General features: G+C 62.1%; 11 protein-coding genes and 1 tRNA gene. 8 read left to right on the top strand and 4 right to left on the bottom strand.

The window, feature by feature from the left end:
• Positions 1–65: 65 nt before the first annotated feature.
• On the top strand, positions 66–767 hold the full coding sequence (locus IP79_RS04730) for a pirin family protein (RefSeq protein ID WP_054118132.1): 702 nt from the start codon (positions 66–68) through the stop codon (positions 765–767).
• A gap of 78 nt (positions 768–845) precedes the next feature.
• On the top strand, positions 846–1,442 hold the full coding sequence (locus IP79_RS04725; RefSeq protein ID WP_054118131.1) for an FMN-dependent NADH-azoreductase: 597 nt from the start codon (positions 846–848) through the stop codon (positions 1,440–1,442).
• Between the two features lie 162 nt (positions 1,443–1,604).
• Here the strand turns inward: IP79_RS04725 and IP79_RS04720 are convergent, their stop codons facing one another.
• From IP79_RS04720 to IP79_RS04710, 3 genes are read right to left on the bottom strand one after another with little or no spacing between them, the layout of a single operon-like run.
• Positions 1,605–2,504 (bottom strand): DMT family transporter, encoded by a 900-nt coding sequence (locus IP79_RS04720; RefSeq protein WP_054118130.1) that lies wholly within the window; start codon positions 2,502–2,504, stop codon positions 1,605–1,607.
• Between the two features lie 13 nt (positions 2,505–2,517).
• Positions 2,518–4,608, bottom strand: coding sequence for an NAD(+) synthase (locus IP79_RS04715; RefSeq protein WP_054118129.1), 2,091 nt, complete (start codon positions 4,606–4,608; stop codon positions 2,518–2,520).
• 51 nt (positions 4,609–4,659) lie between these two features.
• Entirely contained in the window at positions 4,660–5,676 is a 1,017-nt protein-coding gene (locus IP79_RS04710) for a DNA topoisomerase IB (RefSeq protein ID WP_082337021.1), read from the bottom strand.
• A gap of 116 nt (positions 5,677–5,792) precedes the next feature.
• Between IP79_RS04710 and yghU the strand changes: the two genes are divergently transcribed.
• The 6 genes from yghU to IP79_RS04680 all read left to right on the top strand — a co-directional run bounded on the left by yghU (position 5,793) and on the right by IP79_RS04680 (position 12,818).
• Positions 5,793–6,665, top strand: coding sequence for a glutathione-dependent disulfide-bond oxidoreductase (gene yghU / locus IP79_RS04705; protein ID WP_054118127.1), 873 nt, complete (start codon positions 5,793–5,795; stop codon positions 6,663–6,665).
• 80 nt (positions 6,666–6,745) lie between these two features.
• Positions 6,746–6,820: transfer RNA gene (locus tag IP79_RS04700), tRNA-Gln, on the top strand.
• A 491-nt stretch (positions 6,821–7,311) separates the two neighbouring features.
• On the top strand, positions 7,312–8,307 hold the full coding sequence (locus IP79_RS04695; RefSeq protein ID WP_054118126.1) for an ABC-three component system protein: 996 nt from the start codon (positions 7,312–7,314) through the stop codon (positions 8,305–8,307).
• Positions 8,295–8,801, top strand: a complete 507-nt coding sequence (locus tag IP79_RS04690; protein ID WP_197273741.1) for an ABC-three component system middle component 2 — start codon at positions 8,295–8,297, stop codon at positions 8,799–8,801. Before IP79_RS04695 ends, IP79_RS04690 begins: the two co-directional genes overlap by 13 nt.
• Positions 8,801–10,636 (top strand): hypothetical protein, encoded by a 1,836-nt coding sequence (locus tag IP79_RS04685; RefSeq protein WP_054118125.1) that lies wholly within the window; start codon positions 8,801–8,803, stop codon positions 10,634–10,636. The genes IP79_RS04690 and IP79_RS04685 overlap by 1 nt, the downstream gene beginning before the upstream one ends.
• Positions 10,637–11,249: 613 nt before the next feature.
• Complete coding sequence (locus tag IP79_RS04680; protein WP_054118124.1) at positions 11,250–12,818, top strand: Ig-like domain-containing protein; 1,569 nt, start codon at positions 11,250–11,252, stop codon at positions 12,816–12,818.
• A 534-nt stretch (positions 12,819–13,352) separates the two neighbouring features.
• Here the strand turns inward: IP79_RS04680 and IP79_RS04675 are convergent.
• A complete protein-coding gene (locus IP79_RS04675; RefSeq protein ID WP_054118123.1) occupies positions 13,353–13,997 on the bottom strand; it encodes a hypothetical protein in 645 nt (214 codons plus the stop codon).
• Positions 13,998–14,052 lie beyond the last annotated feature (55 nt).

Raw genomic sequence — 14,052 nt, 5'->3', positions numbered from 1 at the left:
TATCGCACTTATCCGTATGAACCATTCCGCCTATCTCCCGTTGCAACAGAACAAGGAGACACGACATGATCGAACTTCGTCCCTTCGACACGCTCGGCGCGGCCAATCATGGCTGGCTGGATGCGCGCCACCATTTCTCTTTCGCCAGCTACCACGATCCCGCCCGCGTCCACTGGGGCGCATTGCGGGTCTGGAATGATGACAAGATCGCCGCAGGCACCGGCTTTCCTACCCATCCGCACAGCGACATGGAGATCATCACCTATGTCCGCAGCGGCGCGATCACGCACCGTGACAGCATGGGCAATGAAGGCCGCACCGAAGCGGGCGACGTGCAGGTGATGAGCGCGGGCAACGGCGTGCGCCATTCGGAATATAATCTCGAAGGCGAGGATACCACGCTGTTCCAGATCTGGATCATCCCCGATGAACGCGGCGGGACCCCAAGCTGGGGCGCACGCCAGTTCCCAAAGGATGAACGCTCGGGCGCTTTCGTTCCGCTCGCCAGCGGGGTCGCCAATGATAACGATGCGCTGACGATCCGCGCCGATGCGCGGGTGCTGGGGGCGACGATCAAAGCGGGGGAAAGCGTGACCTACACGCCCCGCAGTGCTGATCGTCACCTCTATCTGGTGCCCGCCACCGGCAAGATCCGGATCGATGATGTCGAAGCCAATGCCCGTGACGGCGTGGCGATCACCGCGTTGGCAAGCATCACCATCACCGCGCTGGAAGACAGCGAAGTGGTGCTGGTCGACGCGGCGTAACCTTCCTCCCCGGAGCCGGCCGGTTCCCCATCCCCCTCCCGGCCGGCTCCACCCTTTTTCAATCCAAGGACATACCCGATGAGCAACATTCTCTACATCACCGCCAGCATCCGTTCGCAGGACGATTCGGTTTCGCGCGGTCTGGGCCAGCGGATCGTCGAGAACCTTGCCGCCAAGCCCGGCGCCAGCGTCACCACGCGCGATCTGGCCGCCAATGATGTGCCCTATGTCACCGCTGAAAGCTTTGCCGCGGAACGCACGCCTGTGGGCGAGCGGACGCCGGAGCAGAACGAACTGGCCGCTTTCGCCGACACGCTGATCGCCGAATTGCAGGCCGCCGATACCATCGTGATTGCCGCGCCGGTTTACAATTTCGCCCCGCCCGCGACGCTGAAGGCCTGGGCCGATCTGGTCGCCCGCGTCGGCACCACTTTCCGTTACACCGCAACCGGCCCCGAAGGCCTGCTGACCGGAAAGAAGGCCTATCTCGCGATCGCCAGCGGCGGCACGCAGGTGGGCAGCGATTATGATTTCATGACCCGCTGGCTGACCTTCTTCCTCGGCTTTATCGGCATCACCGATGTCGAAATGGTGGCGGCAGACGGGATCATGGGCGAAGGCGGCGAAGAAAAGATCGTGTCGGCGCAGAAGCAGGCCGAACAGATGGCGGCCTGAGTAAACTCACCTCCCCCCTCCCGCTTGCGGGAGGGGCCGGGGTGGGAAAGTAGGCGAAGCCAGACCCCCGTCCAGCCTCGTCTAGACCCCTCTTAGACCCCCTCTAGGCCCCCTCTAGCCTCGCTTTGCTGCGATGTTTCACGTGAAACATCGCAGCAACGGTCACAAGCGTGGCCGCACCAGCAGCGGCTTGAAGATGTTGCGGCTGGGCCGGATCACGATGATCGCGACGCCGATGATCGCAAGGCCCCCGCCCACGATGAGCGGCCACCCGATCTCGTCACCCGTCAGCCACGTCCCGAAAGCAATCGTCAGCAGTGGGGTGAGCAGGGTGAGCGGCACGATCAGGTTCGCATCATGCATCTGAAACAGCCGGAAATAGGCCGAATGCGCGCCCACCGATACGACCAGCCCGGCAAACACCACGCACCCCGCCACCGCCAGCGGCGCTGCCTCGACCGCGGCGATCTGCCCTGTCTCCAGTGCCAGTGAAGCGGGCAGCATCACCGCCAGCGAAGCCACCGCCGCCCAGGCCTGAAGCGCCACCGCGCCAATCTCCAGCCGTTTGACAAAGACCGAGGCAAACGCCCCCACCAGCACGCCGACAAAGGCAAAGCCCAGCCCGACCGGATCGCTCGACCCCGAAGGTGCGCCGATCGCAAGGCCGACTCCGCCCAATGCCAGCGCCATCCCGATCCCGCGCCGCCAGCGCACTTCCTCGCCCAGAAAAATGATCGCAAACAAGACCGTGAGCGGAGCGCCCGCAAGGTTGACGATCCCGACTGCCGAGGGGCTGGCAGTTTGCAGCCCCACAAACTGCATCCCGAAACTGCCCCCGGTGATCGCAAATCCGATCAGCAGTACCATCGGCAGGCGGGCGGGAATCGTGCGCAGCAGCGGGAACAGCACCACCAGCACCATAACCGAACGCAGCACGGTGTAGAACAGCGGCGGCAGGCCCAGCGTGCTCACCGCGATCTTGCTGACCACGACATTCATCGCCCAGGCGACATTGCAGAACAGCATGATGCCGAGCGCGGAAAGGGGCAGGTTCTTCGGCATCAACAGCGGCGCATCACGAGGGTGGGCTGCCGTAAACCTCGCTCACAACATCGGCCGGCAGGCTTTCGCGCAGCTCTTCGCGCCACACGGTCGCCACCGCATCGGATGGTGCGCGCCAGTCCCCGCGCGGGGAAAGCGCACCTGCCGAAGACACCTTCGGCCCATTAGGCAAGGCCGAACGCTTGAACTGCGAAAAGCCGAAGAACCGCGCACAGAACTTGTCCATCCAGCGCACAATGGTGGCGAGATCGTAGGCGTTCTTGCGGTCCTGGGGGAAATCCGCAGGCCACAGCCCGTGATTGTCACCCTTCCACGCATGCCACGCCAGGAACGCCACCTTCGAAGGGCGCTGGCCAAAGCGGATCACGTGGTGGAGGAAGAAGTCGTTCAGCTCATACGGCCCCACCAGTTCCTCGGTCGATTGCACCTTGCCGTCCGCGCCTGCCGGAACAAGTTCGGGCGAAATCTCCGTATCCAGCACCGCAGCCAGCACATCGCCGCAGGCATCGGTGAACTGCCGTGTGCGGATCACCCAGCGGATCAAATACTGGATCAGTGTCTTGGGCACGCCGGCATTGACGCCGTAGTGGCTCATGTGATCGCCCACGCCGTAAGTGCACCAACCCAGCGCCAGTTCCGAAAGATCGCCCGTGCCGATCACGAACCCGCTGTGCTGCCCGGCAAGGCGGAACAGATAGTCCGTCCGCAGTCCGGCCTGCACGTTCTCGAAGGTCACATCATGCACCGGTTCGCCATTGGCAAAGGCGTGGCCGATATCTTCGAGCATTGTGTTCGCTGCGGGGCGAATATCGATCTCGCCCGCCGTGATCTCCATCGCAGCCATCAGGCGGTGGGCGTTGCTCTTCGTGCCTTCCGAGGTGCCGAAGCCGGGCATGGTATAACCGCGAATGGTGGAGCGCGGCAGGCCCAGCCGGTCGCACGCCTTGGCCGCCACGATCAGGGCATGCGTGGAATCAAGCCCGCCCGAAATGCCGATCACCAGGCTTTTCGTCCCCGTGGATTCGATCCGCCGCATCAGCGCATCGACCTGGATGTTGAACGCTTCGTAACAATCCTCGTCGAGCTTTTCGGGCCGGTCGGGCACAAAGGGGAAGCGCGCAATCGGGCGGTTCAGCCCGATGTCGCCCTCGGCATAGGCGTGCTCGAACACGACCCGGCGATAGCTGTCTGCCGGGTTCCCCGCCCATTCGGCAGCATCGGCAAAGGTCTGGTTGCGCATCCGTTCGGCGGCGAGCCGTTCGGTATCGACATCAACCACGCACAGCTCGCCCTTGAGATCAAACCGTGTCGATTGCGCCAGCAGATCGCCCATCTCGTAGATCACGCCCTGCCCGTCCCACGCGAGATCGGTGGTGCTTTCCCCGTATCCGCTGGCGGAATAGACATAGGCGGCGATCGCGCGGGAAGCGCTGGAACGGCAGTGCAGGTGTCGGTCATCCGCCCGCCCAATGGTGACGGGGGACGCTGAAAGATTACACAAAATCAACGCGCCTGCCATCGCAGCCTGCATCCCCGGCGGCACCGGCGCCCAGAAATCCTCGCAGATTTCCACGCCGAAGCGGAAGCCGGGAAGGTTGGCGGCGGCGAACACCAGATCGGTGCCAAACGGCACTTCCTCGCCCGCCACGCCGATCCACAGGTCGGTGCAGCCGCGCCCGTGGGCAAAGTGGCGCTTTTCATAGAATTCGCGGTAATTGGGCAGGAAGCTTTTGGGCACCACGCCCAGAATCTGCCCACCCGCGATCACCACCGCGCAATTGTAAAGCTTGTCAGCCCGGCGTAGCGGCGCGCCGAATACCAGCACCGGGTTGAGATCGGCAGAAGCCGCCACCACCTCGGCCAGAGCCTGCTCGACCCGCTCCAGCATCGCGTGCTGCAACAGCAGATCGTCAATCGCGTAAGATGACAACGTCAGTTCGGGATAGACCACCAGATCAACGTTCGCTGCATGCGCCTTGCGCGCTTCGTCCAAAACGCCTGCGGTATTGTAAGCGACATCGGCGGGGCGGCAGTTCGGTGTGGCCGTGGCCACGCGCACGAAGCCGTGTTCATGCATGTCGTAAAAGGGGTGGACCTGAACCATCGGCTTCGCGTCTCCTGCTGGCGCGGCTGTAACGCGCGATCCGCGCGCTGCCTAGGCCGGGTCGCATGCCAGCAGATCAGCCGCGCTCCCGCATTCTTCCAGAAAGGCGATCAGCCCGCGTTCGGCGCGGGTGAGCCAGCGGGTCTTGCGCGGCAGGCGCAGCCCTGCGCGCCACTCCTCCTGCCCTTCAATCCGTTCGATCACGGCGGGATGAACATAGGAGGACCGCGCAATCGCAGGCGTGTTGCCGAGATGATCGGCGACGTGCTCCAGCATTTCGCCCATCGTCATGCGCGCTCTTGCGGTTGCCAACTTTTCAAACGCCAGCGCGCTGGCATGAAAGGTGCGGAAATGCTTGGCCGAAAAGGCCTCGCCCATGGTCTCGCGCAGGTACAGATTTACGTCCGAAGACGCGACAGAGCGCAGTTCGCCATCGTCGTCTTCGTAGCGGAACAGGTGATCGTCTTCTTCGTCCAGATCCTGCATTTGTTCCACCGCACGTGCCAAAGATGCGTCGGTAAGGACAAGTTCACGCTCCTTGCCGCCTTTGCCAACGAATTGCAGCGCAATCCGCTTTCCGCCGACCTCGGCGTGGTCACTGCGCAGGGTGGTGGCACCGTAACTCTCATTGGCCCGGGCGTAATGTTCATTGCCGACCCGGATTGCCGAAAGGTCGAGCAGGCGCACCACCGCTGCCAATGCGCGTTCGCGGGTCAGATGCTTCTGCGCAAGATCGTCATCCACCCGTTTGCGGACCAGAGGCAGCAATTTGCCAAATCCGGCGCAGGCATCATATTTCGCGCTCTCGCGTTCGGCACGGAACGCCGGGTGATACCGGTATTGCTTGCGCCCGGCATCGTCATAACCTGTGGCCAGGATGTGGCCATTATCGGCGGGGCAAAACCATGCATCGGCATAAGCGGGCGGCAGGGCGATCGCGTTCAATCGCTTGCGTTCCGCCCGGTCGCGGATCAGCTTGCCCGCCGGATCATAATAGGCCCAGCCCTTGCCCGCCCGTCGCCGCGTGATGCCGGGCAAATCATCGTCAACATAGACCAGCTTTTCCATAGCAAAGGAAAGGCGCTGGGCGCTTGCAATGTTCCACCTTGCTGCAGCCCGCCCGCCACCCCAGCTAGGCTTTCACGCTGGCGTGCACTATTGCCGCGCTCAAAGGAGTGACCCGAATGGCCGACGCAACCTATACCCCGCCCCCTGTCTGGAGCGCCGAAACCGTCTCTGGCGGGCGTTTCGCCAACATCAACCGGCCAACAGCGGGCGCGCGCGAGGAACGCGAATTGCCGGTGGGCGATCACCCCTTCCAGCTCTATTCGCTCGCCACCCCCAACGGGGTCAAGGCGACCGTGATGCTCGAAGAATTGCTCGAAGCCGGGCATACGGGCGCCGAATACGACGCATGGACGATCAACATCGGTGATGGCGAACAATTCGGTAGCGGGTTTGTCGGCATCAACCCCAATTCCAAAATCCCCGCCCTGCTCGACCGCAGCGGGCCGACCCCGTTCCGGGTGTTCGAAAGCGGCGCGATCCTTGTCCATCTGGCCGAAAAATTCGGCGCCTTCCTGCCCACCGATCCGCAACGCCGCGCCGAGGTGCTTTCGTGGGTGTTCTGGCAGGTCGCCAGCGGCCCGTTCATGGGCGGCGGCTTCGGCCATTTCTACGCCTATGCGCCGGAAAAATACGAATACCCGATCAACCGCTATGCCATGGAAACCAAGCGGATCTTCGACGTGGCGGACAGGCGGCTGGCCGAGACCCGCTTCCTGGCAGGCGACGATTACACCCTCGCCGACATCGCCAATTTCCCTTGGCTCGCGCCCTTTACCGAGGGCAATATCTACAACGACGCCAAGACTTTTCTGAGCATCGACGAATACAAGAATGTCGCCCGCTGGGTCGCTGAAATCAACGCCCGCCCGGCTGTGCAGCGTGGCCGCATTGTCAACAAGGTATGGGGCGACGAAGACACGCAGTTGAAAGAGCGCCATTCAGCCGCCGATTTTGCCGGAAAGCGGCTGGTTTCCGGCCCGCCTGCATGAACGGTTGGCGAAAGCGCAAATTAACGCGCTTTCGCCCCCTTCACATCCTGATCGAAGCCGTTATAGAGCGCCGCTCTTGCTGGGGCGTAGCCAAGCGGTAAGGCACCGGTTTTTGGTACCGGCATGCGAAGGTTCGAATCCTTCCGCCCCAGCCACGAATATCTTCAGATCCAAATATCTGAAAAATAACGGGTTTCCCTTCGAGTCAAAACCCCGTGGCACCCTGTCGTGGCACCCTGTCGTGGTCCTGATTTCAGCACCATGATTCGAGCGGATTTCAAGCGCAAGACGGCTCTCCGATTTGCGCAGCTTTTCCACCGACAAATGCACATGTTTTGCACCGCGGCTCTGCATCGTGTCCGCTGATCGGTTGAAAGACGCTGAGCTTGCCGATCAGCTACTATGACCGTGTTTGGGACTTATCTGCCGTTCCCAAGCCGCGGGCTGAACGTCTGCTATCGTCATATGCTGAAGTTCAGCTCTTGTCCGAGCGGCGTCGCGTTAAGACTGAATCTGGGCTGCCAGACGACTGGCAGCGTTCGAACATGAAAATAGCAATAGCTGAGGATGTCTTCGGAGCCTCCATGGAGCGTCCCTTGCAACGACGTCCTTGCCGAGCGAGCGAAGCCGCGGCTATGGCGTGCCGATGGGGTTTCACCGCGACATTCTGGCGCTCGACGACGAAGATCTGGAGCGGTTCGTTCGCGACTGGATCGCTCGCAAGACGTCGGACTATGTCGAGGTCCAGCGATTCTCCGGCGCGGGCGACCTCGGCCGGGACGTCGTCGGCTTCCTGACCGACCGAAGGCATGAGGGGCCTTGGCACAATTATCAGTGCAAGCAGTATGGGCGAACCTTGGCGACGTCGTCCGCGCTGCTCGAACTTGGCAAGATCCTGTATCATAGCGACCGCGGCGAGTTTACGCCGCCGACGGTTTACTTCTTCGTCGCGCCGCGCGGAATGGGTCGAGATCTCGAGAAGCTGGTATTCAATCCGTCGGCAATGCGCACCGCGCTGATAGAGCGTTGGGATTCGACCTGCGCCAAGAAGATCGTGCGCGGTCAGACCATCGCGCTGGGGGGCTCGCTTCTTGCGATCATAAACGCGTTCGACTTCGGGCAGGTCAAGCGTCTGACGGTCGACGACATCCTGGGCGACGAAGCTGCGGCGCCGGTGCTGGCGAAGTGGTTCGGCTCTGATCCCGGCCCCGCGCCCCGAGGCATTGTTCCGGTAAACGTGGACATCCGAGAGCAGCCGTATCTCGGCCAGCTGATCGACGCATATGGCGAGCGTGCCGGATCGCCATTCCAAGACCACCTTGCGGTGAGGGATAATCCGCAATTTGGGGAGCACCTGCAGGACCAGCGCAAACGGTTTTTCGAGGCCGACGCCTTCAACCGCTTCTATCGCGACAACACGCTGGAGGAGGACCTCGAGGCGCTTCACGACGACGTCTATCACGGTGTCAACGGCCATTATCGCGGCAATCATGGCGACACGCTGGGACGGATCGATGCCGTGATGTCACAGGCCGCCGCTGTGACACCCGGCGGCCTTCTAGCCCGGCATGCTCGGGTGCAGGTGAAACAGGGCTTCTGTCATCACTTCGCTAACGATGGGAAGTTCGTGTGGAAGAGGTGATCGACCGGTCCGAGCCGATCGGGCTGTTCAACAGCAAACTGGAGACAGGCACGCGTGCCGTGGTCCTTCTCGACGCGGCCTATCCGCGCGCGCTGGATCTCACCCGTCTTACCTGGTTCGACCATCTGGTCGTCCATACCGGCGATGCCGGCGGTCCGTCGAGCCTGCACCCTGCCCTGCCTGAACGGACGGGCGAATTGCTCGTCCGCCGCCGCCTAGTCGAGGACAGCTTGACGCTCATGCGGCGTGTCCACCTCGTCGACGCCGTGGTCGACGAGCATGGCGTCGCATTCCGTGCGAGCGACGAAGCAGCGCCATTCGTCAATTTGATGCGCACCGAATATGCCCAGACGCTGAAAGAGTGCGCGAAGTGGCTGATCGAACATTTCGCCGATCTTTCGGCCGAAGAGCTCGCACGGCGTGTCGAGCATCGGCTGGACCGGTGGTCGGTCGAGTTCAGCTCGGAAAGCTCCCAGCCCGGTGGGGGTTCCTGATGACGATCGTCATCCGCAAGATCGCGTTTTCGGGACAGGGCATCGTGTCTGAACTCGACTTCTTCGACGGGCTCAACCTAGTCTATGGCGCGTCCAACACCGGCAAGTCATTCGCCACCAAGGCGATCGACTACATGCTGGGCGGCTCGCGGCAGCTGCCGGACATCAACGAGCGGCGCCCGTATGAGCGTGCGTGGCTGGGCCTGTCGATGCCGGGTGGCGATGAAATGCTGTCCCGCGCGTTGGCCGGCGGGAACTTCTCAGTCCAGTCAGGGCTCACCATCATCCAGGATGCAGCCGAGGGCATCCGCATACTCGCCGCGAAGCACGACCACACCGACGAAGCGAACCTGTCGCAGTTTTTGTTGGGGCAGATCGGTCTCCGGGGAAAGAGGATCGCGGTCGACACAAACGGCAAGAAACGGTCGCTCAGCTTTCGCGACATCGCACGCTTCTGCATCGTCGACGAAACGACGATCCAAAGCGAGGGCTCGCCCGTCCAGACTAGTAGCCCACTGACTCAGACGGCCGAGCGTAGCGCCTTCAAGCTGCTGCTGACGGGCATCGACGATAGCGCGATCGTCGAGGTTGTGGACAGCCGCACATTCAAGTCGTCCGCCTCGGCGCAGCTCGAGATGCTGGACGACATGCTCGCAGCCGTCGACGTCGAGCTCGAAAATGGGTTCGCCGATGCGGAAAGCCTGAAGGATCAGAACGATCGCCTTGAGGCGACCTTCGCCGCTGCCCAGGCCGAACTCGAAGCAGCGCAGGGATCGATCCAAGACCTGCTCGAACACAAGCGGCGGCTGAGCCTGGAGGTTTCGTTGCTCACGGGCCGCCTCGACGACATCGACCTGAGCCTCGAACGGTTCGCGCAGCTGGACTTGGTCTATGTGTCTGACATCAAAAGACTCGAGGCACTGGACGAGGCTGGTTTTCTCCTGACCCTTGGCGGCGGGCGCGATTGTCCGCTGTGCGGAGCCGCGCCCGATGACCAGCATCATCACCAGGAGGTCGGCGACGTCGAACGCGTCCGGGCCGCGGCGGCCGCAGAAGCCGCGAAGATTGTTCGGCAGCGAGCTGACCTGGCAAACACGGTGGCGCAACTCACGTCAAATCGGCAGAGGCTGCTCGACCATTTGCCGACCATGCAGGATAGCCTAAAGGACACCGAGGCGCAGTTGGAACGCCTTACGCCAAGTGCCACTGAAGCACGTCGCGCAATGTCGGAGATCATGGAGGTGCGTGATCGGATCAGACGCGGCCTGGCGCTGCTCGATCAGCGCAAGTCGCTTCTGGAACGCCGCGCGGACATCGCCGCCCGCAAGCCAGCGGGCAAGGCAGATCGTCCGAAGATCGGCGTCGATGGCCCGACGGCGCACGAGTTCGCCCAGGTCGTCAGCCGAGTTCTGACTGCCTGGAACTTTCCCGGCGACCGCCATGTGTCGTTCGATGAGACTAGCTATGATCTGCGTATTGACGGCAAGTTGCGTGGCCATAATGGCAAGGGCGTTCGCGCGATCACGCATGCAGCGTTCAAAGTGGCCTTGCTGATCTATTGCAAGGAGCGCGGATTGCCACACCCCGGGTTCTTGGTGCTCGACACGCCGCTGCTGACATATCGCGATCCCATCGGCGACGACACGCTGACGGATGAAGAGCGCCTGCTGGCGGCATCGTCGCTCAAGCAACACTTCTTCGCTCACCTCGCTTCGCTGTCAAACGTCGGTCAATTCATCGTCGTCGAGAATGTAGATCCGCCTAGCGACCTGGCGTCCATCGCCAATGTGGTCATTTTCCGTGGTGGATCGGGCGGACGGTCAGGTCTGCTTTAAGCCGAGTTCGCTATCTCTAGGCTGTGCTTGGCTTTCAATACAGTGGCTGCTGGATGGGATCAGGCGCGGAGCCATCAATTGCGCCGGTGGCATTTTGTGCCTCAACAGCATTCGCAATTATCAGTCTTTTGGCTTAACCGCTTTTGTTCCGGAGCGCTGCCGATCGTCCACTTTGATGAGTTCTAACGGCAGTTTTTACCGCGTGCTGACATCCGCTGTTTCGGTGCTGAACGGCTGATACTGGGTCGGCAGCCGTCACGGCTCAGATCGGGCCGTTAATGGCGGCTTTGCCCCGCTCTCGGAAAATTCCTGCCGTTCAGCAGCCGACCCCAACCCGGACATACCAAACTCTGCAGTTAAATGCCGACCCGGCTCACGGCGCATTGCGGCTGTGATGACCTTGTTGCATGCGTGTCGGTTGAGCGCCCGACCGGCCGCTGAATTGACTACAAGCAACAGCGCTGAAGCGCTCGAATGCTTCAACCTTGCCCGTCCCCGGCGACGACTGCTGTCATACCTTGCTGCGCAGCACGCTGTGCGCCGAGGACTCCTCCAAGCAGGTGCAGACCATCCTCTGCATGTAACAGCGCACTGGCAAGGCGATCGGAGTAGTGTGAAGAAGGCCGCCGGAAAGGCGATTGCCTTTCCGCGCCGCGCGGCTAAATTGCCGCTTCAAAACAAGGGGTCGTCCTTCATGTCACCGTTCAAGCCCGCACGCCGGGCCGCTTTCGCCGCTTCCATCGGCGCGCTGGTTTTTGCCCTCGCGGGTTGCGGCGGAGGTGGCGGTGGTGGCGGTGGTGGCGGCGACGGATCGAGTGGCGGCACGAGCAGCAACCGGGCCCCGCAGATCACCTCGGCCTCAGCTGCGACCCTCATTGAGAACAGTGCGCTTTCGCTGCCGCTCTCTGCGAGCGATCCCGATGGCGATGCGGTGACCTTCGCGATTGGCGGGCCTGACGTGGCCGCTTTCCAGTTGTCGGGATCGACCGTGCAGTTCCGTCAGGTGCCGGATTTCGAGCGCCCGGCCGATAGCAACCGCGACAATGTCTACAACCTGACCGTCACCGCTCAGGACAGCCGCGGCGCATCAAGCACCGCAGATGTCACGATCACCGTAACCAACAGCAAGGAAGGGATTGCAGTCACCCGCATCGCGACGGGGTTCACCGATCCGGCAGCCGCGTCGTTCCTTGTGACTCGCAACCTCTCCAACGTCGCCACCACCGGGCAGATCGCGATCGCGCGCACCAATGGCGAGATCTACGATGTCGATGGGGCAACTGGCGCGCGAACCTTGCGGGTGGACATATTTGCCGGGCGGCCGCGCGGACGGCTGCTCGCAATGACTTTCAAGGGCGGCGCGAGCGGCTTCTATAGCGGGCTTTATGCGATCGGACAGGAGCCAGGTGGCCGCGTGTTCCTTCAGCGCTACACTGTCGGCTCCATAGAGGAGCTGGAGATTCTGCCGAACGGCTCGGCGCAAGTTGCCGCCTCGCTGTTCACCGGTCCGGCGAATTCCGGCCAAGGGGGCAACCTCTACATGACTGTCTCTGACGAGTCGGGGACTTCGGCGCAGGATCCAGCCTCGCCGCTTGGCAAACTCATTTTTCTCGAGGAGCAGGATCCTTTTGCCGGCGCAAGCGTGCGCCCCGGGTTTTACATCGCCCGCATCATCGGCAGCGGAATCAGGAGATCTGGCGGCGCGGGCGCGTTCAACGGGGAGATACTGCTTAGCGACCAGGGCGGTTCGTTCGAACAGGAGCTGACCTCCTTCCTTCCAAACGCGCGCCCGCTCGACTTTGGCTGGCCTGGACGCGAAGGCACCCGCGGAATCGGCGCAAATCCACCCGCAGCCGTTAACGGCCCACGCTTGGTCTACGGTTTCGGCAATGGCCCCGATCAGGGCACCGGGATCATCTACGGTGGCCTTTACCGCGGGCCGATCGCCGATCTCGACAACCGGTTCGTGTTTGGCGACCGGAGCGGCACCTTCTGGTCGGTGAAGTTCGCCGATCTCGCCAGCGGGTCCCTGCTTGGGCTGCCACAATTGGATCGGCGGACGCAGGACTTCGTGCCCACTGCGGGACTGATCGAATCTCCGGTAGCGTTCGCGATCGACGATCAAGGCCGCATGTTCATCCTCGACAGCGACGGCGAATTGTTCCGCGTCGACCCGGCGTGATGCCCACGCGTCAGTGAATGGAGATGATCCCGTCAGCCGCCCGCCAGTCCTGTGCGCCGATGAGGTGCTTGCCAGTTCACTTCGTGATTACCGACGCCATGGCGGGGGCCGCACTGAACTTCAGACCGCCAGTGACGCAGGTGCCAGCCCCGGATTGAGGCGAGCGGCAGAAAACACCTAACTCCAGTCATCCCTGGCCGCCCAGCGCAATCCCGAATCCGGTCTGGCACCTTTGCCCACATTTTGGCCAGAAGCAGAAATTCTGAAACCGACCCCAAAGCGGTCTTGTGCGTTAACTGCCGGCCTTATTCCTTTGGCTAGCTAGCGTTATCCTTCCTCCCAGCCAGACCAGACCTTGCGCGATATCGGTCAGTCGAGAGCTGCACTGTTTTGCACCGGTGACCTGAAATTCGCATCAGTGGGCGGTGCGCCCGGCGTGAGAGCCCACTTTGTGACTGTCAGCCTGGGCGGCTTGATTTTGGACTATACGGTTGAAAGAGGATGCGTCGGTCGAAGCATCCTCTTTTCGTGTTATCAACGTGATTGCGACTGGGCGCGCATTGCTTCCTCGATCTGCGCCATGGTGGCACGAACGATCACCGTGCCCTGGTCAGTCAGTGCCAAGGATGTCTTAGGCAGCGTCATTGGCCCGGCGTCGCTCTGGATGGCCACTGCATTGTCCGACACGCCCTGGATTGTGCCGAGTTGCTGATTGTCGGCAGTCTGAACCGGCGCGCCCGCTTTGACCGCAGCATCAAGTTCGGCCTCGTAGGCAGCAACACGCGTGTCAAATTGTTCGACCAGCGAGGCACGGGTTAGCGCGATCTTGGGTCCGTCAGCTCCGCCACTGATCGCAGCGGCGCCAATCGGAACCATCCGCTCGCCAACCTTGAGGACAACGATATCACCTTGCTTGTCCGCAACCGTCCCAACCTCGGCACCGTCCGAACCATAGATCACCGTTCCAGTCTGAACGGGGAGTGCCTGGTCAGCACCGGGAGATACGCCCTGTTGTGCTACTGCCGGAGCAGCGACGGCGATAACCATAGCGGCGGTAGCTGCGAGAAATTGTTTCATGTCGATATCCTTTTCTTCGGCGTTCGAGGTGATCGGGCGGAAGCTAGGGACCGTAAATGAGGCATCAACCTGAAAAGGGACGAGCCGTGCATGAGCCGCCATGCACGCCATCGGCGATCAAACCGCCAGTTTACCGAACAGACATGGCGGCGAGCCT

This window comes from Porphyrobacter sp. AAP60, from assembly GCF_001296025.1.
GTDB lineage: Bacteria > Pseudomonadota > Alphaproteobacteria > Sphingomonadales > Sphingomonadaceae > Erythrobacter.
The sequence above is the reverse complement of the archived record's forward strand: the minus strand, read 5'-3'. Positions and strand labels throughout refer to the sequence as shown.

What these genes read in the sequence shown, in the direction of transcription:
- IP79_RS04730 (WP_054118132.1), top strand. Translation starts at nt 66, where the DNA reads ATGATCGAACTTCGTCCCTTCGACACGCTCGGCGCGGCCAATCATGGC.
- IP79_RS04675 (WP_054118123.1), bottom strand. Translation starts at nt 13,997, where the DNA reads ATGGCGGCTCATGCACGGCTCGTCCCTTTTCAGGTTGATGCCTCATTT.
- IP79_RS04715 (WP_054118129.1), bottom strand. Translation starts at nt 4,608, where the DNA reads ATGGTTCAGGTCCACCCCTTTTACGACATGCATGAACACGGCTTCGTG.
- IP79_RS04685 (WP_054118125.1), top strand. Translation starts at nt 8,801, where the DNA reads ATGACGATCGTCATCCGCAAGATCGCGTTTTCGGGACAGGGCATCGTG.
- IP79_RS04710 (WP_082337021.1), bottom strand. Translation starts at nt 5,676, where the DNA reads ATGGAAAAGCTGGTCTATGTTGACGATGATTTGCCCGGCATCACGCGG.
- IP79_RS04725 (WP_054118131.1), top strand. Translation starts at nt 846, where the DNA reads ATGAGCAACATTCTCTACATCACCGCCAGCATCCGTTCGCAGGACGAT.
- IP79_RS04695 (WP_054118126.1), top strand. Translation starts at nt 7,312, where the DNA reads ATGGGGTTTCACCGCGACATTCTGGCGCTCGACGACGAAGATCTGGAG.
- yghU (WP_054118127.1), top strand. Translation starts at nt 5,793, where the DNA reads ATGGCCGACGCAACCTATACCCCGCCCCCTGTCTGGAGCGCCGAAACC.
- IP79_RS04720 (WP_054118130.1), bottom strand. Translation starts at nt 2,504, where the DNA reads ATGCCGAAGAACCTGCCCCTTTCCGCGCTCGGCATCATGCTGTTCTGC.